Source organism: Schaalia sp. ZJ405, from assembly GCF_011038885.2.
Taxonomy (GTDB): Bacteria; Actinomycetota; Actinomycetes; order Actinomycetales; family Actinomycetaceae; genus Pauljensenia.
In genome coordinates this window covers 1,091,502-1,115,315 of sequence record NZ_CP064952.1, presented here as the reverse complement: position 1 = coordinate 1,115,315, position 23,814 = coordinate 1,091,502, and the positions used below count along the sequence as shown (strand labels likewise).

The following is a 23,814-nucleotide window of genomic DNA, read 5'->3' as shown; positions in this document are numbered from 1 at the left end:
TGACATCCTACCCTGAAAGGTGGTACAGGTCACGGCAAGTTGAGTTGCGAGCGGATAACAGACACCATGAGGTCAGTTCCCTTAATCTCCGCTGTCTGGTCTGCGCCGATGATCCGTGCTTTGCCATCAGCGTCAATGAGCTGCGACGCCCCCATATTCGGCCCAAGAGGAAGAATGACCCATTCCTTCGTCGAATGGTACGCGACGTCGGGTTCCTCACCTTCAAGCTGGGCCGAGATATTGGCGATCACCACTCGTGCCTGCTGGCGAGCAGCATCAGCGCGCTTCGATTCGCGTACATCCGTCACGTCACCCACGGCGTAGACGTGATCGTGGCCGACCACCTGCAGATTCTCTTCAACCTGAATTGCCCCGTTGGGACGCAGAACAGCCTCATACTCGGTTCCGTAGAGGTACCCGGAGTTTGCCTGAGCGCCATAGCATTGGAACCAAATGTCGCCTTCGACCTCGTCCCCGTTCTTCGTCTGAACATGGAAGTGGCCGAGTTCACCGACGTTGTGAGGCGGAAGGAAAGCAAGCTCTGATCCCGTGATCACGCGAACGCCGAGTTCCTCAAGTTGGACGAGGATTTCTCGACGAAGTTCATCCGTGTATCCCGGAGTTGACAGGATCTCATCAGCTTTTTCAACGATGGTGATTTCAATATCGGGGAAAGCGTTGGCCAGCTCTCCCGTGAGTTCGATCCCGACGGTCCCCCCACCAACGATCATCGCCGAGTGCGCACCCGCCAGGCTTTCGTGGAGTTGATCGAGGCGCACCTTGGCCACCTGTGACCGCGAAGATGAGTGCTTAGCTGGGAATGGATAGGTTGAACCGGAAGCAAAAACAACGAAATCCGCTTCAATCGGGTCACGCCCGAAAACATGAACCGTTGTTCCTTCGACGCGTGAAACGGTGCCCTGGATAAAGGTGCCGCGCCTGAGGAGGTTGGTGTAGGGCATGAAGATCGTATGCTCCCAGACGTTGTCAACCGCGGCCCGTAAGGCGGCCGCATGGTGAACAAATTGATCTTTCTGCTCAATGAGAACAACATCCGCAATGGGGTCCAGCCCCTTAGCGACGGTGATACCACCGTATCCTCCGCCGACCACGACTACTCGTGTCACGTTGTCCTCCTTCGATTACACCTGAAGGTTATTTTCTCATTGATGGTGATGCTGCGCACGGGACGAACGGCCGGGGCGTCACTGATCCGCGGGCAATGTCAACACTACGCTCCTTGCGCGTCAAAATCTCCTGACTACGGTACACAAGGGGCAGGCTCTCTCCAACCGGTCCTCGTGAGCCTGAGATCGACGCCCAGCGAAAAGAAACCCCGGGACTTAGGGAGCAGTTCCTACTGATCGTCGTCTTCAAGCCCGAGCGCCCGGGCAATTCGCGGGGAGAAGAAGTTCGGTCCCTTGAGAACTTTCCCGTCCTCGCGAAGCTTGACGGAACCGTCGGGCATGAGTTTCGACAGGTTCGATGCCTGCACTTCACCAAGAACACGATCGAGATCAATCCCTGATTCAATGGCCATCCCGTAGATGACATAGACAAGGTCCGCCAGCGCGTCGGCAGTTTCAACGAGGTCACGGGACCCATCGTCCTCTAACACCGCACGGGCGCTCGCTTCCTCCACTATCGCACGCGCCTGCTGGCCGTACACGGCCCCCATGAGTTCGGCGAACTCCTCGCGAATCAGTGACATCCGCATATCGAGGCGCTCATAGTCGAGAGTTGGAGCTTCCCCCGTTCCCAGGCGAATCGGCATCGAATAGGTCTCGTGGAATTGCTCGACGAGTTTTTGCGGTTGTGAGGGATCCAGTTGCTGCATCAGTGTTCCTTCGATGATTGTTCCCACGCCGTGGCGAGGATATTGCGCATTGCGGTGACAGGTTGATGATCTTGGACAACAAAGGCCCGGTCAAAAAGATAGGTCGGGATCAGGTCGATACCCATCTGGACACCGATCTGATAATCGGAGAACACCTGAGAGGCCCACTCACGTGAACTCAGAGCCTCAAGGATCCGCCGGGGATCCATGCCGATATCTTGCCCGCACCCGATAAGGACCTCGGGGTCAGCGACATTCAACCCCATCTCGAAGTATGCGCGTCCAAGCGTCTCAAACATCCGCAGTTGCGTCGTCTCTGGCCCCATCACCGTGTCGGCCTCGAGATCGATCTCGTGGGCGAGCGAAACAGTGCGGTGGGCATTGGCAGTGGGAGCAACAACAACGCGCGCAAAGTCGAAGTCCACCCCTTCAGATCGTCCAAGAGACCTCAGGCGCTCCTCATGGTCGATCACCTTCTGTGCCGTCATTCCCTCGGTTTGCAAGAGATAGTCAGCACGCGAAATGTCGAGCGGTTCACTCAGTTCCGGATCGAGAAAATACGCGTGAAGAAGGACCTCGACCTCGTCCCTTTGAGGAAACTCCCGGAGAGCCTGACGCAAATGCCTGATCCCCAGGTAGGACCACGGGCAGGCAATGTCGGCCCAAACGTCAATGTGCATGGGTTCCTCCAGAACGTCAGGTGATCTCAATGCGGTGGCCGATATAGACGAAATCCCGGAGCGAAACCGCCCCGGGACTTCCAATCGTGCGCGGAGGGGGACTTGAACCCCCACCCTCTAATACGAGGACTAGCACCTCAAGCTAGCGCGTCTGCCTATTCCGCCACCCGCGCAGGTGACACGCCCTCTGGAACTCATGAGCCCTTCAAGCGAAGCGAAAAAGAGATTAGCACGCCGAAACCGCCAATGGCCAATTCGCAAGGTGAGGCTTAGATCGCATTGGCGTTTTCCGTTGCCATTGTGCGATCTTCGTGGCCTCTGTGCGGGTCAAGCCTGATCAGCAAAGAAATCACCTGGTCGAGTTCCTCTTCGGAAAGATGGGTGAGAAGGGCCTCATTGATGACTTTGCGATGGAGCTGTATTCCAGCAGTGACAACTTTTCTTCCCTCATCGGTCAGATGTGCGTCAAAGCTGCGTCGATCTGAGGCCGAAGGAACTCGGGAAACATACCCTGCATCGGTGAGATGTGACACAAGGTAGGTGACGCGTGAGGGCGAATAGCGCAGCCTCTTGGCTAACTCCCCCATGCGTTCACCGTGATTCGGCCTCTCCCACAGAGCCAGGAGCAGGTTGTAATCGGAAATCGACAGACCGAGTTCCTGTTTGAGTTCCTCTTCGACAACGCCAACGAGATGCCCCGTCGCCTCGAGGAATACGTTCCACGCTTGGCCGCGTTTGACCAGCATGGCATCATCACGATTCGATTGAGTGTGCTCCATCCAGATCTTGACCCCTTCATGTGGTGTCATTCAACGACAGTTGTCAAGATCATAGGACACGTATGAACACAAATCGGCAGAGGAGAAAATGTGAGTAATACGTTCGCAAAAGGTGACGACCGTTGGACGTGTGTGCTCTTTGATGTTGATGGAACACTCGTCGATTCTGCCCCGATGGTCATTGATTCCTTCGTCGCAGCCTTGTCTGGCGCGGGACTTCCCGTGCCAGATCGTGCCCATCTGTCGCGTTACGTTGGCCCACCGCTATGGTGGTCTTTCTCTGACCTGGGATACGACCATGACACCTGCGCTCACCTGATCACAAAATATCGTGCGATCTATACGAAAACTTTCCTTGATCCTCAGCCTTTCCCCGGAGTGACGTCGCTGATCAGGCAGCTCGCAGATACGGGTCTTCCCCTGGCAACCGCGACGTCGAAACAGGAGTTCATGGCCCTGCGCCAAATGGAGCACCTCGGCCTCGCCCCGTATTTCCGCGTCATTGCGGGGGCAACACCGAGTCCGGATTCCACTAAAGCCACGGTGATCGCAAGCGCACTTTCTCAGTTGGCGGATCAGGGAGTGGATGTGGCACGTCCCGTTCTTGTTGGAGATTCCATCTGGGATGTGACCGGTGGCCACGAGGCGGGCGTCCCCGTTATTGCCGTTGAGTGGGGATATGGGGACGAGGACGGACTTGCCGATGCAGACATGCGGGTATCAACCCCGGAGGAATTGCGCGATCTCCTCGACCCACGCTAACGGAAATCCCTTGATCGGGGCGCAAAAGGCATGGGTAAGGTTTCGAGGCTTTCAGCCTGGATACTGACGGCTCCGTCTGCCCATTCAACACGCCCGGTGACAATGAGAGCGTGTGAGTCGACGGCCACTCGATCAAAAGCCTTCCATACCTGAGGCATGCATGACACGTTGATCCATCCGCTTTCGTCTTCGAGGGAAAGGAACGTGATTCCCCCTCCGGTCGCGGGTCGTTGTCGGTGCGTAACGATCCCGGCTACAGACACGATGTGTCCGCGTGCTGGCTGACGGACATCGCATACACGCCAGACCGCGCGTGCACGCAGGGTTGGGCGAATGAGGGACAGTGGATGATCTGCGGGCGTAAGCCCCATCGTGTTCATGTCGGCAAGGAGTCGGTCCGTCGGTGTCATATCGGCGAGGACGGGGCTGTCAGCTCCCACCTGCGTTCCGGGGATCATCGGCTGATACCAGTGTGCCTGTCCTAGCGCTCCTGCTGCCCACAGGGCACTGCGTCGCGTCTCCCCCAGGCAATCAACGGCCCCCACCGAGGCCAGCTTTTCAATGTCACGGGCTGAAAGCTGAGCTCGCCGAGCCAGCTGAGCAAGGGATGTAAAAGGGCCGTCTGTGTTTCGTGCGTCAACGATTCTCTTCGCCGTTGCGGCGCTGAGTCCTCGGATGCTCAGCAATCCGAGACGAAGAACTTCGGTGGGATGAGCATCAACCCGATGGGCGCGCTCGCCCACAGGTTGAGGCTGGGTTCCGTGATACGGATGGACGCTCGGGGCGATCAGGGAGTGGTTGACGTCGGGCCCTTCGACGCGGATTCCGTGGAGACGGGCATCGTGAATGAGGGACGCCGGCGAATAAAACCCCATCGGCTGTGCCCCGAGGATTGCCGCGTAGAAATGCTCCGGGTAATGCACTTTAAGCCACGCGGACGCATAGACGATGTGCGCGAAAGAAAAAGCGTGTGATTCGGGAAATCCGAAGTCTGCGAACCCGTGAAGTTGCTCGTAGATGCGTTCGCGCATCTCACCATCCACTCCGCGCGCCGCCATTCCTTTCATGAGTGCAGGACGCAGAGCCTCCATGCGTTCGCGGGAGCGTTTTGCCCCCATTGCTCGCCGCAGCTGATCAGCCTGAGCCGGAGTAAATCCAGCAACATCAATAGCGATCTGCATGAGCTGTTCCTGGAAAAGAGGAACTCCGAGAGTTTTTTCCAACGCGGGACGCGCAAGGGGGTGGAAATACGTCACGTCTTCGCGGCCCTGCCTGCGTCGAAGGTAGGGGTTGACTGCGTGCCCCTGAATGGGGCCCGGACGGATGAGTGCGACTTCAATGACGATGTCGTAGAAACACCGGGGAGCCAACCGCGGAAGCGTGTTCATTTGAGCGCGGGACTCCACTTGGAAAACTCCGACGGTGTCGGCCGCGCACAGGAGGTCATAGACCCGAGGGTCTTCGGGCGGCAGCGAATGCAGCCCCAAAGGGGCTCCCCCATGTCCGCGCACCCCCGCGTCTGTCAGCGCCGAGAACGCCAGACGCAGTGCTGTGAGCATTCCCAGTCCGAGCAGGTCGAATTTCACCAGTCCCGCATCCGCGCAGCTGTCTTTATCCCATTGGAGGACCGTACGCCCCGGGGTTGCTGCCCACGTCACCGGACAGATCCACGACACAGGTTCTCGAGTGAGGACCATTCCACCCGAATGGATCCCCATGTGACGGGGCAATGAGTGGAGCGCCTGTGCGATATCCCTGACGAGCGGGGGGATGTTATCGCGGGATGTTGCCCCGTGGGGTCCCCCGGTCTTTTGTGCCCACACGGCAGCCACTTCCGGAGAGTATCCGAGTGCTCGGGCGGCATCTCGGATCGCTGAACGCGAGCGATAGGACATGACATTAGCCACTTGGGCCGCGCATTCGCGTCCGTATTTTTCATAGACATACTGGATGACTTCCTCTCGGCGACGGGCTTCGATGTCAATGTCAATATCGGGAGGTCCCGAGCGTCCAGTCGAGAGAAATCGCTCAAAGAGAAGCCTGTGGCGCACAGCGTCAACAGCTGTAATTCCCAATGAGTAGCAGACCGCAGAGTTCGCCGCTGAGCCACGTCCCTGAGCGAGGATTCCTCGACCAGCACAAAAGTCGATGATGTCTTTGACAATGAGGAAATATCCGGGGAATCCCAGTGCTTCGATGACCTCAAGTTCATGGTCAATGGTCCGCCAGGCCTGCGGATGTTCTTCCCGGCTCCCGTATCTTTCGTGCGCACCTCGGTAGGTCAGTTCACGAAGCCACGAGACCGGAGTGTGACCGTCGGGAACGTGAGTGAGGGGAAGGTCGGGAGCAACCAGTCGTAGGTCGAAGGCCACATCCTCGGCAATATCTGCGGCTGTTTCCACTGCGCCGGGATGTTCGCGGTGAATCCACGCCATTTCTTTGCCTGATCGCAGGAACGCTCGCAAAGCCGGAAGATGGGGCTGTGCCTCGGTGAGCGTCATATTGAGCCGCGTGGCCGTAAGAACGTCACCGAGTGCTTGTGACGAGGGCGAGGCCCCGCGTGCGCCCGTTGTTGCCGCCAGCGCAAGATGACGCTCTGCGGCCAGCTGAGCAAGAGAATCACCGAGTTCACGCGGACTACTTGGCATCAATGTTGATTCGATGACGACGTGTTCGCGTCCAAAACATTCGATGAGAAGATCACGCACCACACGCGCTGCCTCTAGTCCTCCGGCATGTAGTGCGCGCCTGAGTGGCCCGCGGCTTGTCCCCGTAAGAACGATCCAGTCTTCGTGAGCTTTGGCCAGTTCGCGCAGATCATGAAGGATGGTTCTCTCCCCCGGATTCGCAAGAATATGCTCGCTCATCATCCGGCACAGCGCCTTGTATCCCAAAGGTGAGGTTGCCAGGATCGGCAGGCGAGTTCCCGGGTCTTCTGCTCCCACCGGAAGTCCCCATCCGTCCTCGCCAATTGAGGGGACGAGGGCGAGCGGGGGCATGGCAACGGTGAGTTCACTGCCGTGGACGATGGCAAGTTCCTGTTCACGCGCCGCTGTCATCGTCTCGATCGCCGAGTACATGCCATCGACGTCAAGAACTGCCAGTCCTTCGAGCCCAAGTTCCACGGCACATCTCACGAGATCTGTTGGCTGTAACGTGCCGTCAAGGAATGTGTAGGCCGAGTGCGCGTGGAGTTCTGCGTAACGCATGTCAGGGGCATCGAGAAAGTTCACCCAACCAGACTATCGAACATCTGTTCGATAGTCGTGTTATCCACAAGGCACTCAGGGTGAGAATGAACGCTGCGCGCACGCTCTAGTCGTCAAGCAGATCACGTAGATCCTGGACATTGATCCTCAGGCTTGTTTCCTGGCCGTCAATAACGGAGGAAACCAAGGCACGTTTACGTTCCTGCAGGTCAACGACCTTCTGTTCAATCGTGCCGGAGGCAACAAGTCGATAGACATTCACTTTCTTGCGCTGCCCGATCCGATGGGCACGATCAACGGCCTGAGCCTCAGCTGCGGGATTCCACCACGGGTCCATGACGTACACGTAGTCGGCCTCGGTCAACGTCAAACCTGTCCCCCCGGCCTTGAGGGAAATGAGGAACACCGGGGCCTCGCCGCTGCGGAACTGATCAATCACCGCATCCCGGTTACGGGTTGTTCCGTCGAGTTGAACGACCCGCATATTCCTGCGTTCAAGAGTCTGACGGATCCGGTCAAGGAATGATGTGAACTGGCTAAAAATCAAGGCCCGGTGCCCCCGAGGAACAATTTGGGCCAGCTGGTCGGCAAGGTATTCAACTTTCGCTGATCCCACGTGGCTCATCTCTTCCGACACGAGCGCAGGATCAAGAGCCAGCTGACGCAGTCGCGTGATCGCCGCGAGAACATTCATGCGATTCTTACTGAAGTCAGACATCAGCGAAAGAATTTTTGCCCGCTGTTTCGTGAGGTACTGGTCGTATAGTCGACGGTGTTCTTCTCCCAGGTCGATGTCGATAATCGATTCGACCTTGTCGGGGAGGTCTGGGGCAACATCTTCTTTTGTCCGTCGCAACATGAACGGTGCAATCAGACGCTGGAGCCTCTCAAGAGGTTCCTCTAATCCGTCATTTTCAATCGGTCGTCGGAAACGCTCAACGAAGGTTGTCCACGTAGGAAGCAGCCCCGGCGTTGCCAAAGCAAGAATGGACCACAAGTCACTCAAGGAGTTTTCTACCGGTGTCCCCGTGACGGCAATACACCATCGGTACGTGAGATTATTCAGGGCCTGATGAATTGCGGTCTTCGGGTTCTTCACCATCTGAGCTTCGTCAATGATGAGCCCAGCGAACGCCATCTGCGCCCATTCCTGGGCATCCAGACGGGCAATGGTGTACGTCGTGACCACAACATCCGCTCGAGCGCAGATCTCGGCAAGATTCTCAGTTCTTCGGGCTCGCGTTTCCCTTACCGTTTCAACACGCAGATCAGGGAAGAATCGTTCCGCTTCCTTGCGCCACGTCGACACCACCGACGTGGGAGCAACAACGAGGACGGGCCTCGCACTGCTTACCGAGGCCGATTCGGAGGCTCTCGACGAGGCCGAGTCTTTTTCACCGGCTTCTTTCATCGACGCAATGAGCGCGAGGACTTGAAGTGTTTTCCCCAGACCCATGTCATCAGCAAGGATCCCTCCGAGCCCAAGGCGGGCTCGTTCGGCAAGCCAGGTGTGACCATCGATCTGATAGGGACGCAGGGTGGCTCGACACTGCGGCACATCAATGTCGGAACTGTGGTCTGTACGCGTCAACGATTCGATCCGTTCGCGCCATTGCTGCACGGCGTTCGTTGTGTCGGCGATGTCTTCGAGTTCATCAACGATTCCCACATGAAGCGCAGAGAGTCGGATGGGCCCCTCGTCCTCGTCCCCGGTCAGTGCAAGGACCTCGTCAAGAAGGGACTTGAGTGCGGCGATTCTTTCTCCCTCAAGTCGGATCCATCGTCCCTGGATTTCCAGGTATTCCTCTCCCTGGGCAAGTGCTGTGAGCAGCTGCGTCATCGGGATGGGCTGGCCGGCAAGTTCCACCTGTACCCGCAGGTCGAACCAGTCTGAATCAGCGGAGGTAATATCCAAAGAAATCGTCGTTGCGTGGTCATCGACATCAATGACCTTGACTTCGTCTGCGATGTCCCACACGAGGTCCGGGTCGTCAATATATTCGATGACATCGTGAAGGAATTTCGGGGTGTGCCACGCAGGAAAACGGATCACTCCGGGAGGCCTGTGCCACAGGGGATCACTAAGTGTTTGTCCTCGCGCATCGATTCGCTGGAAGATCTCTGCGACGTGCGCATCCTCGCGAACCTTGTGCGCGGGAACTCGGGAGGTGACTTTTCCCAGGGAATACTCCACCCACCATCGCACGGCAATGGTTTGCGGACCGTCACATCGAACGGTTGCGACGACGTGCGGGAGGGTATCTGAAAGGTGGTCAAAAGAGCCATCTCGTGAGGTCACCGAGTAGATCCGACGCAATCGTGGCAGCCAGCTGGCGCGGAATTCCGCGAGGTCTTCGGCGGGAATTGTCAGGCGGCCCCCGTCTGGGAAATGTTCAAGTGTCGATGCCCCATTGATTTCCGCGAGACGGGTCCCTCCGTCAAGGACGAGCATCGAGCATTGCGTGACGATGCGAGGGGTCGTCAGATGCGTTTCCCCGTTACGTGCGATCGGATTGAGGTGGAGTCCGTCATCGGACACCGCCGCATCAAGGTCAAGATCCCATGTTGTTGGGTCAAGAGTCAGGTACGTCAGCGGGTCGGTATCGGCAAGGAGGTGAACTCCCGCTCGATGGAGACGACGAAGCCACGCAAGCCCATGACGACCAAGGGATTCGAGACTCACTTCTCCGCGTGATTGCCAGGTGTTCGACTCTCGTGACAGACGGTATCCTTCGCGGATGAGCGCAAGATGAGTCGGGTTAATTCCCTCGGTCACAGATTCCCACTGCGTCGACGTCAGATCTGGCCAACTGGCACGTTTAGGTGACCACGCCACGCGCATCCCTGGTCGTAGAGGAGTAAGCCAGATCGGTTGGTTCGGATCGTGAGCGTCGACAAGAACTGCGAGCGATTCACCTTCCGTAGGTGAATCACCGAGGATCTCGTTGAGGACTGTTTTCCAGGTGAGTTCCTGGTCTTCCTCCTGTTCATACAGGTCTCGCATCGCCAAAACCAGCGCCACGCAGTGATGACAGTCCCGACCGATCCTGCACGCACACGTCATATCCATGCGCCCCTGCACATCAATGATCGTTGCTTTATACGAGAGGCCGGACTCGCGAATACGCCCGATCAGGCTCCCGGACTCGTCGAATTGCGGATCAACAACGGCTCCCGAACGCCACGTCTTGAGGCCTTTCGCCCACGTTGCCGGCCCCACCTGCGCCATGAGATCAGCATCGGACAGGGTGCGTATCCGCTCTGTGAAATTCAGCGATTTGACCATCTTGCCAGTTTAGAACACGACATCGCGTTCTGGAATAACCCGTGTGTTCTCAACTCCCCCATCCCCTCTCATCCCCTCGCTTATCTCCTCTCAGTTCCTCTCATCCTCGTGCTCTCAAACCGGCGTGCGAGCCACCAGCGGGGTGGCTCGCACTTCATTCACTCTTCACGTTCTCAAGCCGGTGTGCCGAGGTTTCATTGGTACAGATTCCTTCGATAGCCCATCCCCCTTTCCGGAAAACAAGGAGAATATCCACTCCTTGGGCTGTGAGCACACGGATGTATGCCCTCTTTCCTTCCACGTCATCTTTCTCTTCTGTGGTGTTTGCGTCTTCCCACCATCGTCCGTGAATTACCCACGGCCCGTCCGTCATGGTGATCGGGGTGGTCGAGCGCCCCGCAAAAATCTCGTCATGCAATACGCGCTCAGCCCAAGCGGCGTCTTCCCTCTGAGTTTCCTCAGAATTCTGTGCGCCCGACCTGGCACGAAGGACCATTCGCTCAGGTTCTCCCGTCAGCATGCCTCGTCGGTCCACACGAACCGCCGGTCGCATCGACCGAGGAAAGACCTCAACGGGGATGGGCCGATCACACAGCGTGTCGGGAGCTTCTGTCACGCTCCCCTCCCACTCGCCCTCTCGATGACCGAGGACGGGCGCGCGGGTTCCCCACGGAATCTGGGTGATCCGCGCTCGCGGGTCCATTCCTCCGTGAAGATGTGGGACCGTCAATCCGTCAACGCCCAGAAGAGATTGAATACGTTCTCCAGTTCGCAGGATCTTCTCATGCGAGTCTTCCCTTCCCCACAGCGTTGCCATATTCACCGCGAGGCGTGGGCCTGAGGCTGTGAGAATGACACGTGATACCTGCGCTGTGGGGGATTCTCTCAGGTTTTCCGCCCACCCTTTGAGCTGCCATCGCACCCGATCTGTGATCGTGTCGACGTTCATGAGATCCGGAGACTGCCAGGTGCGTGTGCGAGTATCACCGTTTTCACTGATGACTGTCACGACGAGAGTGTCTGAGAACAGGGACTGTGCATCTAAGGCGTTGACGAGGTCGGCGGCTCCCCGGCGCAGAGGGAGGGCGAGCGAATCAATCGTGTTGCTGCCCTGCTCAATGAGTACCTCAATAGTGATGTCGTGGAGGGGCGAGGGTGCCTGCGGGAGAAAAATTTCTCCACCGGAACACAGCGTGAAGAGCACCTGCCCCGCTGCACCAAAGCGCGTGACGAGGGCACGTTTCCCCACGTTGACGAGCTGGGCGCATGTGCGCACGCCCAGCGTCTCCAAGGTGCGAAGCGTTTGCGCGCACTCATCCTGAAGATCAGAAGGAACCAGTCCAAGCGTCCGATTGAGTGGGATCTGCGTAAGAAAAGTCTGAGTTTCTTCTTCAGTAACAATCTCACCGCGGCGCGCCGCCTCAATTGCTGCTAAAGGTCCTGAGGCAACACCGACGAAACATTCGATTCCCGTGGCATCTGTGACTGTTTCGATGACCTTTTCACAGGCTTCATATTCTCCCCCTGCCCAACGAGCCGGACCGATGGCAGGCGCCCACGCCAAGCCCGGACGAATGATTGCGGCACGTGCGGCAACCTGAGTGAATGCATCAAACACTCGATCGAAGGCCACGGCTTCTCTGTCGGGATCACGAGGAAGGTCAATAACTTCGGGGCACAGGAGTTGAGCCGTTGACACCCGCATATCCCTTCGGATACCTCGTCCTCGTGCGGCATGATTCATCATCAGGACTCGCCCGTGCCGGGTCACAATGACCGGGCTTCCCGGCACGCAGTCGAGGCTCAGGGAATGTGTTGGCCAGTCGGGCACCCACAATACGAGATATCGCATCAGACCGCCCTCCTCGATCCTTGGGTGTCAACCGTCTCAGCCCTAGATCGCATCGCTTCGACCGGCCATGCGGGTAATTCACCGGACCAGGGCCGCGAGATTCCTGGCCACGCGCACGTTGTCATCACTGTGCGTCCATCGCGACGGGCCCGCGCCGCCAAGCGGCGTCGCTGAGGGAGACGAATGTCCACCTCGCCAACGCACACAACATCAAGGGCGTCAAGCATGAGAGCGCAGATCTGCGCACCCCACGTCCCCGGATGACGAACGACAAGCACTCGAGAAAGATCAACCCCTCGTCTATAGGCAGCCTCCCATCCAAAATTGGGAATGCCAACAAATCCCACCCACCCCGCAGGTGGCACAATGTCGATGAGGCACCGAATGATGCATAACCCCACCGGAGGAACGTGGATGACTGGCGCATACACAGTTCCCGACCGTTCAGGCAATATCGACGATTGCGCCGGTGAACGCACCCCTAGTTGACGTTCCGCACGCTCAAGAGCCAACCGCGCAACGCGCAGTTTTTCCTCAGCTTCCCCTGTCTTCACGGTGTCCACTCCCCGACACCGCCCGTCTATCAGCATTGTGATTCCTCCTACCAGTCGAACATCTGTTCGATATGGTAGATCCTCGCATCGGCATCTGCGTCCACATGCCCCTCATCATCCATGCGCACCACGCCCATCCTGCGTATCCTCTTCATACACGCAGCTTCATGACCGAAACTCACGATGGGCGTGCACGCCACGTCCTCGCACACCCACTCGCTCTCGTCAATCTCAATGGCCAAACACACCACCGGATGAAGGAACTCCCTATGGACATTTCCACGCGCCCTCTCGCAGCAAACCCCTACGATGGTCTCCCTCCGCACGACACTTTCACACTGACGTCAAATGACCTCGTTGACGGCACAACGATGCCTGCCATCCACACGGCTTCCGGCGGGTCCCTTTCCCCGCATCTGACATGGAGCGATTTCCCTCAAGGAACCGAGAGCTTTGTTGTCACCTGCTTCGATCCCGACGCTCCGACGCCATCGGGCTGGTGGCACTGGACAATCGTTGACATCCCCGCAGACCAGACGGAACTTCCCCAAGGCGCCGGCGCATCAGACCTCGAACTTGACGGAGCGGCTTTCCATCTACGCGGCGATCACGGTGAACCAAGCTATTTCGGAGCAGCCCCTCCCGCGGGCGACCGTCCTCACCGCTACATCTTTACTGTTCACGCGCTGGATGTGGATTCCACCGGACTGGATGACGAGGCAACACCCGCGGCATGCGCACTCACCATCCTCACTCACACCCTTGCACGAGCCTCTCTCACGGTGACATTCAGCAACTGATCCGACCGTTATTCGTTGCAATCGCCCTCACTGCCCGTCTCACATACGGGCGCCACTGCATCGAAACATCGCCTACTGACCACCCACTCCGACTTTGTCGCGATGTGGGTGGCACAATAGGCCCGTGCTTCACGTGATCTTTTGCGAACCAGAAATCCCTGGGAACTCCGGGGCGGCAATCCGACTATCGGCGTGCACCGGCTCAATGCTTCACCTCGTCGAACCCCTCGGTTTCGACATGGATGACACGAAGCTGCGTCGCGCAGGTCTGGATTATCACGACCTCGCACACGTGAAGGTTCATCCGAATCTTGACGACGCCTTCGCGGAGATTCCCGGGCGAATCTGGGCTTTCACCGGTCACGCATCAACGATGTATTCAGACATTCGCTACGAGGACGGAGACGGTCTTCTCTTTGGACGTGAGTCCGTTGGCCTTTCGGAAGACGCGATGCGCCATCCGCGCGTTAAGTCGTGTGTTCGCATCCATATGATGCCCGGGATTCGTTCGCTCAACCTCGCAAATTCTGCGTCAATTGCGCTGTATGAGGCCTGGCGTCAGCTGGGGTTCTCCGGGGCTGTCTAACGATCGGTCAGCGCCTCTTCACGCGGTGTGTGTTGACCGAATCAACCTGCTCGGCGATTTCAACGATGCGCCGTGGGTTTGAGTACCACATCCACACAAGTCCGATTACTGAGATGACGATCGGTAGGTAGGCGAAGTCCGATCCAAAAGTGGTCCATGCCGAACGTACGGCAGATAGTTCAGGGACCCCCAGGGATGCAAGTGAGACGATGAACGATCCAACAAGTGCAATCCCACAGCTAATCCACCCAAGGATCCGCATGCGTCGGCCATTGTGTGTGATCGCCGCTGCGGCAAGGAGATAGACGATTCCCGCCAGCAGAGAGACAACGCGAATTCCCAGGGGAGAAGTAGCGGCCACTGAGCTATGAGGACGCAGAAGATCAAGCACTGCCACGACGGTCACCCACAGGCCGAAGAGCCAGTACATGGCGATGACGATGCGCCCAAGGCCCAGCGCCGGAGGCCGCGTGTCCTCTACTCCCTGGGCTGTTGACGGGAGGTCAGGCTCCCGATCATTCGCCATACGATTGTCTCGATCCACGTCACTGATCCTAGTGTGTACTGCGTCAAGGGATGGACAGACGCACGCTGAGTTTTTCGACATCCTTGCCTATTGCTAAGAAAAGCGACATCTATTATTGGGAAAAGCAAAATGTACTGTTGAGGAAAGCGAAATGTGCCACGCGTGAATTTCCCCAAGTTGACGTGCAAATCTCTCATCGAGTGGGACAATGGGCCTAGATGAGCGCACCACGCTGATTAAACAACACGACACCAAGGAGTGGATTACGTGAGCGAGTCCGTCTACGACATTGTCATTCTCGGAGCGGGATCCGGGGGTTACGCTACCGCACTTCGAGCCGCACAGCTCGGGCTGAAAGTTGTTCTTGTCGAAGGTGACAAGGTTGGTGGCACATGTTTGCACCGCGGCTGCATTCCAACGAAGGCATATCTTCACGCCGCTGAAACCGCCGACGCTGTTCGAGAATCCGCAGCCTTTGGAATCCGTTCAACGTTCGAGGGGGTCGACATGGGAGCTGTCGGCTCCTATCGCGATTCCGTGATCAATAAGATGTACAAGGGTCTTCAGGGCTTGCTCTCATCACGCAAGGTGGAGATCATTCAGGGATGGGGACGACTCACCTCGGAGAACACCGTCGAGGTGAACGGTCAGGTTCTTCAAGGAAAGAACATCGTCCTCGCCACAGGATCGTATTCACGTACGATCCCCGGTCTTGATATTGCTGGGCGGGTCATCACCTCCGATCAAGCTCTTGCGATGGACTGGGTTCCGTCGTCGGCTGTCATTCTTGGTGGCGGGGTCATCGGCCTTGAGTTCGCTTCCGTGTGGCGCAGCTTCGGCGCAGAGGTCACGATCATCGAGGCCCTGCCGCATCTGGCAAATAACGAGGACGAGGCGATCGCCAAGCAACTTGAGCGTGCCTACCGTAAGCGCGGCATCGCCTTCCATACGAACACGCGTTTCTCCTCTGCGTCACAGGACGATTCCGGAGTCCACGTGACAACCGAAGATGGAAAGGCTTTCACCGCGGATGTCCTCCTTGTCGCCGTTGGACGCGGCCCCGTGACCGAGGGACTCGGGTATGAGCAGGTCGGAATTACTCTGGATCGTGGCTTCGTGATGACTGATGAACGTCTCCACACGGGAGTCGGGTCGATCTACGCCGTCGGTGACATCGTTCCCGGATTGCAGTTGGCACATCGCGGCTTCCTTCAAGGCATTTTTGTCGCTGAGGAAATTGCCGGGCTCAACCCAACGAAGATGGAAGAAACCAATATCCCGCGCGTCACCTTCTGTGAGCCTGAGATCGCATCCGTCGGTCTGACGGAAAAACAAGCGCGTGAGAAATACGGTGATGCCGTCAAGGCCGTGGAATACAACCTTGCCGGTAACGGTAAGTCCACCATCCTGGGCACCGCTGGAATCATTAAGCTGGTCTCAGTGGAAAATGGACCGATTGTCGGATTTCATGGAATCGGTTCGAGGATCGGCGAGCAGATCGGTGAGGGGGAGCTGATGGTCAACTGGGAAGCCTACGCAGATGACCTTGCATCCCTCATCCACGCTCACCCATCGCAGAACGAATCCATCGGTGAGGCCGCAATGGCGCTGGCCGGCAAACCCCTTCACGTCCACAACTGACCCCTCTAATATCTGGGAGATACACAATGGCAACCGCAGTAACAATGCCCGCCTTGGGTGAATCCGTGACGGAGGGTACCGTCACCACCTGGCTGAAGAATGTTGGCGATACCGTCGAGGCCGACGAACCAATCGTTGAGGTGTCCACCGACAAGGTCGACTCGGAGGTGCCCTCCCCCGTGGCCGGTGTGCTCGTGGAGATTCTTGTTCCCGAGGACGAGACCGTCGAGGTCGGCACCGAGATCGCTCGCATCGGCGACCCGTCAGAAGCATCGCAATCTCAAGCTCCGGCGGAAAGCTCCACGCCGGCAGCTTCCGAAGCTGCACCCGTCAACAACGCCCCCGAAACTCCGGCCCCTGCGCCTTCCTCCGCTGCTTCCTCGTCGAATTCCGCGGCCGATGGCGTTGAGGTGACGATGCCCGCGCTGGGTGAGTCCGTAACAGAGGGAACTGTCACCACCTGGCTGAAGAATGTCGGCGATCCCGTCGAGGCTGATGAGGCTCTTCTGGAGGTATCCACAGACAAAGTGGACTCGGAAGTTCCCTCCCCCGCGTCCGGTTTCCTCGCTGAGATTCGCGTTCAGGAAGATGAGACTGTCGAGGTTGGAACCGTCGTCGCGATCATTTCCTCAGGCGAGCCTTCATCAGCTCAGGAACCCGCTCAGGACGAGGCACCGGCCACGCCCGCTGCCCCCGCTGAACCCGCTCAGCCCGCTGCTCCTGTAGCACCGGCTGCGCCTGCCTCCCCCGCTCCCGCGCAGGTGCAGGCTCCCGCTGCACCGGCGGCACCCTCGTCCCCTGCAGCGCCGCAACAGGAAAAGTCGTTCCCCACGGCACAGGATCTGAGCCCGGCGGCTTCTCAGGGGTCGCTTGCACGTCCAGCTCCCTCATCTACTCAGGGAGTTCCTGGCGGCTACGTCACGCCGATCGTACGTAAGCTTGCTCGCGAAAAGGGCATTGACCTGGCCGCCGTCAAGGGAACCGGTGTCGGTGGACGCATTCGCCGTGAGGACATCGAAGCTGCTGCCCAAGCTGCCACTCCCGCTCCTTCGGCTGCGTCAGCTCCTCAAGCGCCTGCCGCCGCTGAATCCCGCGAACCTTCGCCGCTGCGTGGAACCACTGAAAAGATGTCCGGCCTGCGCAAGACGATCGCTCGTCGCATGGTGGAATCACTTCAGACCGCAGCTCAGCTGACCACAGTTATCGAGGTTGACGTCACGAAGGTTGCGCAGCTGCGTGCCCGTTCCAAGAATGCTTTCGTTGAGAAGCACGGAACGAAGCTGACGTTCCTCCCGTTCTTCGTCAAGGCCGCAACTGAGGCGCTGCTCTATCACCCGAAGATCAATGCGACGATTAACGGAACAGAGGTCACATACTTCGATCACGAGAACATCGGTATCGCCGTTGACACCCCGAAGGGACTCTTCGTTCCCGTGGTGAAGAATGCCGGGCCGCTGTCGATTCCTGAGTTGGCGCATTCGATCAACGATTTGGCTGCCCGGACCCGTGATTCCAAGATCGCGGCCGATGAGCTGTCCGGTTCGACCTTCACGATCACGAATACAGGTTCCGGTGGCGCACTCTTCGATACTCCGGTTCTCAACATGCCTGAGACGGCGATTCTTGGCCTTGGCGCGATCGTCAAGCGTCCCGTGGTTCTTCAGGGGGCCGACGGTTCCGATGTCGTGGCGATTCGCTCGATGGCTTACCTGTCGCTGTCCTACGATCACCGACTGGTCGACGGCGCCGACGCTTCGCGTTATCTCATGGACGTGAAGAAGCGAATCGAGGAGGGTGCGTTCGAGGCCGACCTGGCACTCTGATCCACCGTCTCGTGTTCGGTACCTAATACCGAACCATCGGCCATGAACGCGCGGATCGTTCTCGCGTTCGCGACCTCGTGAGAGGCTTTCCGGGGGCTGTGTCCATTGTGGGCACAGCCCCCGCGGCACAGTCGATCCGTTTTCACGTTTGACTCACTTATTTTCTGCTTCAATACGGATCACCATCAGCGGCTCCCCTGCCAATTCGATCCGCATCCATTTCCCTTCTTTCGGCGCAACCGTTGCACACTGATCCCCTCTGCACAACTGTGCCGTTTTCTGGTAGATCAACGCTCTGATCGTCATCTCATCAACCGTGCAGGTAAGAACTTCGGGGTTCGCGATCACAGTTGTCAGCTGCCGCACCTTGATCCCGTTCATCTCAAGAGCCTGGATCCGCTGCTCGTCCTCGCTGCGCGCACGGCCACTCATCATCCCGTCGAGCAGCTCGCTTTTCCCAGCTATCACGGCCTCGTCCCGTTGGGTGGCGATGTCGCGGAGTCGAAGGAGAGCTTGCCCTTCGCCCAAGCAGTGACGATGCGAATCAGCGGTCGATTGTTGAGCATCCACGTCCTCGGTAACCCGTTTCTCACCTGTATCCCGACCGGTCCGGCTGCCTCCCATCGCGTCGCTATTGGGCACGTCCTTACGCGTACTCTCAGCGACGATGCCGCTGCTATTTCCCCACTGATCGCTGTGTTCTTCCCCCATTTTCGCTATGGCTACGCTCCCCAGCCACACGCTCATACAGATGACGACAATTCCGCATATGAGGGCCGCGGTAACGATGACCCACGATCTCACCACCCCACGATGAGTATCCCCAGCCCGCGCGCCGATGCGTCGTCGAGTCTTGTGTCGGTGCGTTCTCTTCTGCTGCACCCTGCCCTGCCGTGCGGTTTCCTGACGCCCAGCCCGCTTCGCTCCTCGCCGATCAGCTCGTCCTCGTCTCTTCCCGCGATGACGGGCCCGTTGCCGATGTCTCATATCTTTGCTCAGCCGCACTGTTTCCTGACGTCCGGCCACTGTTCGCAAAACGTCCATCGTCTGCGCCGGCTGTTGGGCAAGGAGAGCGCTGAGTTTATCCAAGATCCCCCGAGGAGATTCCCTTAGACCGTCTTCGCGTAAGGACCAGCCCAGCGTTCCTTCCCCAGGAGCAATTTCATCGAGGAGATCAACGAGGACGGCTCTGCCTTCCTCGGTGACAACGATGTTCGCAGGACTGATGTCAACGGAATCAATGCCGACGCGGGCAAGTGCATCAACGGCTGCGGATATGTCCGCAACGATACGGTCACGAATCTGTTGGGGACGCAAGTCGGGCGTGCCGATCAGTGTATCGAGGGGACGGCCTTTGACGTGTTCCTCAATGAGGACCCAGCGGCCGTCGTCGCTCTGTTCGACCGAAAGCAGACGCGCGACCTGTGGGACATTGATGTTCATCAGTGCGTCCCATCGTTTCTTGAGCACGGAGGCGTCCGATGGAGGACGAATCATCATGAGTGCAGCTTGGCCGTTAAACTCTGTGGCCCAGAGCGGACCGCTCGCCGTCATGTGAACGATTTCACCCATCCGGTGTCCGTGGATTTCCATGCGTCCACCTTGAGTGACCTGTGATGGATCGGGCAAGACCTCTGCGTCAACCTGTGGATGCGGGCAGTTCGTGTCGAAATTCGGGTGAAAAAACAGGTACAATCGGCGAGTTATGAGCGAAAAGAATGCACCTGAGAAGAAACGGCGTTGGTATCACAACGTCGCCGACGCATACCGTATCTCCAAGCGCACGTACCCGTGGGTTGCGTGGGCTCTGGCAGGAATCTGGATCGGGGCGATCTGCCTTGCCCTCATTGTGTGCGCACTCACCCACGGCAACTGGATTCTCTGGTCCATTCTGGGCGTGTTCCTCGGTGCAACCAGTGCGATGGCACTGTTGTCTTTCTTAGTGCGTCGCGCGATGTATGCCCAGATCGACGGAACCGTTGGCTCGGTGTACGCAGTGCTTTCGCAGATTCGCACCGGGTGGATCATTCCTGAGCAGCCAATTCAGGTCACCCGTGAGCAAGATGTCGTGTGGCGTATCATTGGTCGCCCCGGCATCGTCTACATCTCCGAAGGCCCCTCGTCGCGCGTGAAGGATTTGCTCAACCAGGAGCGTCGTCGTGCGTCCCGCGTTGTCAAGAACGTACCGATTCATATCATTCAGGCAGGTAAGGGCGAAGGACAGGTTCCTCTTCCAAAAATTCAGGGGCGTTTGCGCTCCTTGAAGAAGGTTTTGACGAAGGAAGAGGTTCCCCAGGTTGCCGCCCGTTTAGCTGCGGTGCAGTCCACGGCGTTGCCGATTCCCAAGGGCGTTGATCCGATGAAGGCACGTCCGAATCGTCGAGCGATGCGGGGTCAGTGACCCTGATTTAACTGGCGTCCCTCGTTCTTTTCCTGATACACACAAGCTCCCGCGTAGCCCACACGCGGGAGCTTGTGCATAGGCGGGCACCTGTCTGAAGGCCCTCTGATCTTGACTTATCTAGGCTATGGGACCGCTCGCTAGGCACGTGGCTGAGATCTTCATTGACGAGGACCCGGTCACATTTCATGGATAATTCGCCACCAAAGATGCATATTATGCACTCCTATGCATAAACTATATGCATTGACATACCCGTTCCTATTCCGAAGAACATGGAAGGCAGATCATGTCCTCTCTTCCCAAAATTCTCCCGGCATTGACCGCAACATGCGCCCTCGCTGCGCTCACCCTTGCGGGATGCTCCGATCCTGACGGTGCCTCAAAGTCTGGCCCTTCCTCGGACAGCTCAGACACCTCACAGTCTGACATGTCCCAGATGGGCACTCGCGACATCATGCCCTACGACATGTCCGAGATTCCCACAGTTGACGAGATCGCCGCCCTCGTCCCCGATGCAGTGAAAGAACGCGGAGTTCTACGTAATGGTGCGTCCACCGATTACGCCCCTGCCGAATATCGCGCATCAGACGGCCAGACCCCCGTTGGTTATGACGTTGATATCACGATGGCACTGGCAAAGGTCATGGGCCTGAAAGAAGGAACCACCAAACACGCAGAGTTCCCAACGATTATCCCCGCACTGGGAACGAAGTTTGATATCGGCATGTCGTCGTTCACCATCACCGCCGAGCGTGAGAAACAGACAACGATGATTTCCTACGTCGAGGTTGGATCAGCATTCGCTGTGGCCAAGGGCAATCCGAAGAACTTCGATCCGACGAATATCTGCGGAACAACGATCGGTGTTCAGAACGGCACATTCCAGCAGGAATACGTCCAGAAGATCTCGGAGAGCTGCGTGGCCGACGGCAACAAAGCGATCGCCGTTATGCCGCATGATGTTCAGACCGACATCACAACAAAGGTCATCGGTGGACAGTATGACGCAACTTTCGCTGATTCCACGGTCATCGGCTACACCATTGAGCTGGCGAAAGGACAGCTGGAGCAGGTCGGCGACGTCATTGAGTCAGCCCCCCAGGGCATCGCGCTGAACAAGGATGACGCCCAGCTCGCTCAAGCCGTTCAGAAGGCAATGCAGTACCTCATGGATGAGGGGTACCTGACGAAGCTCCTCGCTCCGTACGGCGCAGAGAATGCCGCTCTTGACACCGCGGAAATGAACCCCGCAGTCTGAGCTTCAATTCTAGTTGCTGACGCAATGTTCAAGCCGGCATGGCCTCCTCTGCGAGGTGGCCATGCCCTCAGCGAATTAAAGGATTCCCGTGGCTTCAGCCAAAGTTAAAAACGGTGTCACTCTTTTAGACTCCACACCGGTTCCCCGACCCGGCCGATGGGTGTCAGCCGTGATCGTCGCGTTGATCGCGCTCATGATGCTTCACTCGCTGGCAACAAATCCGAACTACCAGTGGAATGTTGTCTGGCAGTGGCTCTTTTCCCGAACCATCGTCACCGGTGTGATCTACACGCTGATTTTGACGGTCCTCGCGATGGTCATTGGCACAGCTTTGGCGATCACGATGGCCGTGATGCGTCAGAGCATCAACCCGATCCTCAGGTGGGTTGCAACAGCCTACATTTGGTTCTTCCGCGGAACTCCGATTTACACGCAGTTGATTTTCTGGTCACTCATTCCCACGCTGTATCCGACCATCACGATTGGTATCCCCTTCGGACCAACGTTCGCTCAGCTGGAAACCGCAGCGTTCTTCAGCACGTTTTCAATGGCTTTCATCGGCCTCGGCCTCAACGAAGGCGCCTATCTTGCAGAAATCATGCGCGCGGGCCTGCTCTCCGTTGACAAAGGACAGTGGGAGGCGGCAACAGCGTTGGGGATGCCGCGCTCTGTTATTTTCCGCCGGATCATTCTTCCCCAGGCAATGCGAGTGATCGTGCCGCCGATCGGTAACGAAACCATCTCGATGCTCAAAACAACATCCCTTGTTGCAGCAATTCCCTACACCCTCGAGCTGACCTTCGTCGCACGCACCAAGGGCCAGGAGCTCTTTGCCCCCGTTCCTCTCCTCATTGCCGCTGCCCTGTGGTACCTCGTCATCACCTCGCTCCTCATGTGGATTCAGTCCCACATTGAGAAGCACTACGGCAAGGGCTTCGACACGCGCGACAGCGCCAACTCTTCATCAAACACTGCTTTCCTGGACGTGACCCCATGACTGTTTCTCACTCCACTCCCCAGTCCTCCCACATGGTCGATGTGCAAGGCGTCCACAAGTTTTTCGGCGATCTCCACGTACTCAGAGGTATCGACCTCCAAATCGGCCGTGGCGAGGTCTGCGTCATTCTCGGTCCGTCAGGCTCTGGAAAATCAACGCTGCTGCGCTGCCTCAACCAGCTCGAAGAAATCAGCGCGGGAAGTGTGTATGTCGACGGTGTTCTCCTGGGACATCGAGTCGACAAAGAGGGGAAGCTCCACGACCTTCCCGATAAGGAGATTGCCGCTCAACGGTCCCGCATCGGCATGGTTTTCCAACGCTTCAATCTCTTTCCACATAAGACTGCCTTAGAAAACGTCATCGAGGCCCCGATCCACGTTGCGAAGAAGTCGAAAGCTGAGGCAACCTCACAGGCCCTTGAGTTACTGGACCGCGTCGGCCTGCGTGACCGTGCAGATCACTACCCTGGTGAGCTGTCTGGCGGACAACAGCAACGCGTCGCGATCGCCCGCGCGTTGGCTATGAATCCCGAGATCATGCTTTTCGATGAGCCGACCTCCGCCCTCGATCCCGAGCTCGTTGGCGAGGTTCTCAGTGTCATGCAGGATCTGGCAAAGTCAGGCATGACAATGGCCGTCGTCACCCATGAGATCGGTTTTGCCCGCGAAGTCGCCGATCACGTGGTCTTCATGGACGAGGGCGTGATCCTTGAATCAGGGACTCCCGACGACGTCATCAACCATCCCCGGAACCCGCGAACCCGCGAGTTCTTCTCCAAGGTTCTCTAAAGGTTTTCCCTCACGAAGATTCACCCGAATCG

General features: G+C 57.8%; 19 protein-coding genes and 1 tRNA gene. 9 read left to right on the top strand and 11 right to left on the bottom strand.

The window, feature by feature from the left end; all coding sequences use genetic code 11:
* Positions 1-29: 29 nt before the first annotated feature.
* The 5 genes from G7Y41_RS04560 to G7Y41_RS04540 all read right to left on the bottom strand — a co-directional run bounded on the left by G7Y41_RS04560 (position 30) and on the right by G7Y41_RS04540 (position 3,326).
* Positions 30-1,127 carry an FAD-dependent oxidoreductase gene (locus G7Y41_RS04560; protein WP_165214551.1) on the bottom strand — a complete coding sequence of 366 codons (1,098 nt, stop codon included), beginning with the start codon at positions 1,125-1,127 and terminating at the stop codon, positions 30-32.
* A 230-nt stretch (positions 1,128-1,357) separates the two neighbouring features.
* Complete coding sequence (locus tag G7Y41_RS04555; protein ID WP_165214548.1) at positions 1,358-1,837, bottom strand: pyrophosphohydrolase domain-containing protein; 480 nt, start codon at positions 1,835-1,837, stop codon at positions 1,358-1,360.
* Positions 1,837-2,517, bottom strand: coding sequence for a DsbA family oxidoreductase (locus tag G7Y41_RS04550; protein WP_165214545.1), 681 nt, complete (start codon positions 2,515-2,517; stop codon positions 1,837-1,839). Before G7Y41_RS04550 ends, G7Y41_RS04555 begins: the two co-directional genes overlap by 1 nt.
* An 87-nt stretch (positions 2,518-2,604) precedes the next feature.
* Positions 2,605-2,690 (bottom strand) — tRNA-Leu (locus G7Y41_RS04545).
* Between the two features lie 96 nt (positions 2,691-2,786).
* Complete coding sequence (locus G7Y41_RS04540) at positions 2,787-3,326, bottom strand: MarR family winged helix-turn-helix transcriptional regulator (RefSeq protein WP_231367376.1); 540 nt, start codon at positions 3,324-3,326, stop codon at positions 2,787-2,789.
* 60 nt (positions 3,327-3,386) lie between these two features.
* On the opposite strand from G7Y41_RS04540, the gene G7Y41_RS04535 reads away from it, so the two are divergent.
* The gene (locus G7Y41_RS04535; RefSeq protein ID WP_196819551.1) at positions 3,387-4,058 is read left to right on the top strand and encodes an HAD hydrolase-like protein; all 672 of its coding nucleotides are present in this window, start codon (positions 3,387-3,389) and stop codon (positions 4,056-4,058) included.
* Here G7Y41_RS04535 and G7Y41_RS04530 read toward each other — a convergent pair.
* The 4 genes from G7Y41_RS04530 to imuA' form a co-directional block, all read right to left on the bottom strand.
* Positions 4,055-7,267 (bottom strand): error-prone DNA polymerase, encoded by a 3,213-nt coding sequence (locus G7Y41_RS04530; protein ID WP_165315443.1) that lies wholly within the window; start codon positions 7,265-7,267, stop codon positions 4,055-4,057. The two genes, G7Y41_RS04535 and G7Y41_RS04530, sit on opposite strands and share 4 nt — an antisense overlap.
* A gap of 106 nt (positions 7,268-7,373) precedes the next feature.
* Positions 7,374-10,553, bottom strand: coding sequence for a DEAD/DEAH box helicase (locus G7Y41_RS04525; RefSeq protein WP_165315301.1), 3,180 nt, complete (start codon positions 10,551-10,553; stop codon positions 7,374-7,376).
* 154 nt (positions 10,554-10,707) lie between these two features.
* Positions 10,708-12,405: a DNA polymerase Y family protein gene (locus tag G7Y41_RS04520; protein ID WP_165315299.1), complete on the bottom strand. Its 1,698-nt coding sequence runs from the start codon at positions 12,403-12,405 to the stop codon at positions 10,708-10,710.
* Positions 12,405-12,959: a DnaE2-dependent mutagenesis accessory factor ImuA' gene (gene imuA', locus G7Y41_RS04515; protein WP_165315297.1), complete on the bottom strand. Its 555-nt coding sequence runs from the start codon at positions 12,957-12,959 to the stop codon at positions 12,405-12,407. Before imuA' ends, G7Y41_RS04520 begins: the two co-directional genes overlap by 1 nt.
* Positions 12,960-13,228: 269 nt before the next feature.
* Between imuA' and G7Y41_RS04510 the strand changes: the two genes are divergently transcribed.
* Positions 13,229-13,759, top strand: a complete 531-nt coding sequence (locus G7Y41_RS04510; protein ID WP_165315442.1) for a YbhB/YbcL family Raf kinase inhibitor-like protein — start codon at positions 13,229-13,231, stop codon at positions 13,757-13,759.
* A 124-nt stretch (positions 13,760-13,883) separates the two neighbouring features.
* Positions 13,884-14,345 carry a tRNA (cytidine(34)-2'-O)-methyltransferase gene (locus G7Y41_RS04505; protein WP_165315295.1) on the top strand — a complete coding sequence of 154 codons (462 nt, stop codon included), beginning with the start codon at positions 13,884-13,886 and terminating at the stop codon, positions 14,343-14,345.
* Positions 14,346-14,352: 7 nt separating this feature from the next.
* Here the strand turns inward: G7Y41_RS04505 and G7Y41_RS04500 are convergent, their stop codons facing one another.
* Positions 14,353-14,889, bottom strand: a complete 537-nt coding sequence (locus G7Y41_RS04500; RefSeq protein WP_231367375.1) for a hypothetical protein — start codon at positions 14,887-14,889, stop codon at positions 14,353-14,355.
* Between the two features lie 249 nt (positions 14,890-15,138).
* On the opposite strand from G7Y41_RS04500, the gene lpdA reads away from it, so the two are divergent.
* Positions 15,139-16,512: a dihydrolipoyl dehydrogenase gene (gene lpdA, locus G7Y41_RS04495; RefSeq protein WP_165214529.1), complete on the top strand. Its 1,374-nt coding sequence runs from the start codon at positions 15,139-15,141 to the stop codon at positions 16,510-16,512.
* 26 nt (positions 16,513-16,538) lie between these two features.
* Complete coding sequence (gene sucB / locus G7Y41_RS04490) at positions 16,539-18,335, top strand: 2-oxoglutarate dehydrogenase, E2 component, dihydrolipoamide succinyltransferase (protein ID WP_165315294.1); 1,797 nt, start codon at positions 16,539-16,541, stop codon at positions 18,333-18,335.
* 153 nt (positions 18,336-18,488) lie between these two features.
* On the opposite strand, the gene G7Y41_RS04485 is transcribed toward sucB, so the two are convergent.
* Complete coding sequence (locus G7Y41_RS04485; protein WP_165315292.1) at positions 18,489-19,928, bottom strand: hypothetical protein; 1,440 nt, start codon at positions 19,926-19,928, stop codon at positions 18,489-18,491.
* Between the two features lie 112 nt (positions 19,929-20,040).
* On the opposite strand from G7Y41_RS04485, the gene G7Y41_RS04480 reads away from it, so the two are divergent.
* The 4 genes from G7Y41_RS04480 (at position 20,041) to G7Y41_RS04465 (ending at position 23,782) form a co-directional block, all read left to right on the top strand.
* Entirely contained in the window at positions 20,041-20,736 is a 696-nt protein-coding gene (locus G7Y41_RS04480) for a DUF4191 domain-containing protein (RefSeq protein WP_165214499.1), read from the top strand.
* 289 nt (positions 20,737-21,025) lie between these two features.
* The gene (locus G7Y41_RS04475) at positions 21,026-21,997 is read left to right on the top strand and encodes an ABC transporter substrate-binding protein (RefSeq protein WP_165315291.1); all 972 of its coding nucleotides are present in this window, start codon (positions 21,026-21,028) and stop codon (positions 21,995-21,997) included.
* Between the two features lie 88 nt (positions 21,998-22,085).
* Positions 22,086-22,994 (top strand): amino acid ABC transporter permease, encoded by a 909-nt coding sequence (locus G7Y41_RS04470; protein ID WP_165214488.1) that lies wholly within the window; start codon positions 22,086-22,088, stop codon positions 22,992-22,994.
* Entirely contained in the window at positions 22,991-23,782 is a 792-nt protein-coding gene (locus G7Y41_RS04465) for an amino acid ABC transporter ATP-binding protein (RefSeq protein ID WP_269207963.1), read from the top strand. Before G7Y41_RS04470 ends, G7Y41_RS04465 begins: the two co-directional genes overlap by 4 nt.
* The last annotated feature ends 32 nt before the right edge of the window (positions 23,783-23,814 follow it).

Bases quoted from the DNA above. Each gene is read 5' to 3' on its own strand.
- sucB (WP_165315294.1), top strand. From the start codon at position 16,539: ATGGCAACCGCAGTAACAATGCCCGCCTTGGGTGAATCCGTGACGGAG.
- G7Y41_RS04530 (WP_165315443.1), bottom strand. From the start codon at position 7,267: ATGCGTTACGCAGAACTCCACGCGCACTCGGCCTACACATTCCTTGAC.
- G7Y41_RS04475 (WP_165315291.1), top strand. From the start codon at position 21,026: ATGTCCTCTCTTCCCAAAATTCTCCCGGCATTGACCGCAACATGCGCC.
- G7Y41_RS04525 (WP_165315301.1), bottom strand. From the start codon at position 10,553: ATGGTCAAATCGCTGAATTTCACAGAGCGGATACGCACCCTGTCCGAT.
- G7Y41_RS04465 (WP_269207963.1), top strand. From the start codon at position 22,991: ATGACTGTTTCTCACTCCACTCCCCAGTCCTCCCACATGGTCGATGTG.
- G7Y41_RS04480 (WP_165214499.1), top strand. From the start codon at position 20,041: ATGAGCGAAAAGAATGCACCTGAGAAGAAACGGCGTTGGTATCACAAC.
- G7Y41_RS04520 (WP_165315299.1), bottom strand. From the start codon at position 12,405: ATGCGATATCTCGTATTGTGGGTGCCCGACTGGCCAACACATTCCCTG.
- G7Y41_RS04510 (WP_165315442.1), top strand. From the start codon at position 13,229: ATGGACATTTCCACGCGCCCTCTCGCAGCAAACCCCTACGATGGTCTC.
- G7Y41_RS04550 (WP_165214545.1), bottom strand. From the start codon at position 2,517: ATGCACATTGACGTTTGGGCCGACATTGCCTGCCCGTGGTCCTACCTG.
- G7Y41_RS04485 (WP_165315292.1), bottom strand. From the start codon at position 19,928: ATGGAAATCCACGGACACCGGATGGGTGAAATCGTTCACATGACGGCG.
- G7Y41_RS04540 (WP_231367376.1), bottom strand. From the start codon at position 3,326: ATGACACCACATGAAGGGGTCAAGATCTGGATGGAGCACACTCAATCG.
- G7Y41_RS04555 (WP_165214548.1), bottom strand. From the start codon at position 1,837: ATGCAGCAACTGGATCCCTCACAACCGCAAAAACTCGTCGAGCAATTC.